The sequence below is a fragment of the Bartonella sp. AC62GZZY genome (assembly GCF_042196525.1).
Classification (GTDB): domain Bacteria; phylum Pseudomonadota; class Alphaproteobacteria; order Rhizobiales; family Rhizobiaceae; genus Bartonella.
On sequence record NZ_JBHIQN010000083.1, the window covers coordinates 331 to 601 of the forward strand.

Below are 271 nucleotides of genomic sequence, written 5' to 3' on the forward strand. Positions count from 1 at the left end.
TTTAATGGCAATCAATCACACACCTATGACCGGATTGGGCGTGGAACCATTCATATTCCCAATGCAACCCTTTCAATCATAGGGGGCATTCAACCTACACGCCTTATTCCACTCATTAAAGCCATGCACCGTGGGATAAACGATGATGGTTTATTGCAACGGTTTCAAATGCTGATCTTTCCCGATACACGACAAGAGCGGTTATGGGTCGATAGACCTGCTAAAAAAGAGGCATGGGAAAGTTATCAAGGGGTTTTTCGTTCTCTTTATG

1 protein-coding gene is annotated in these 271 nt (G+C 43.9%); it reads left to right on the plus strand.

Annotated elements, in window-relative coordinates:
* Positions 1-271, plus strand: a 271-nt coding sequence (locus ACFIML_RS09280; protein WP_375688044.1) for a DUF3987 domain-containing protein, incomplete at both ends; no start/stop codon positions are given.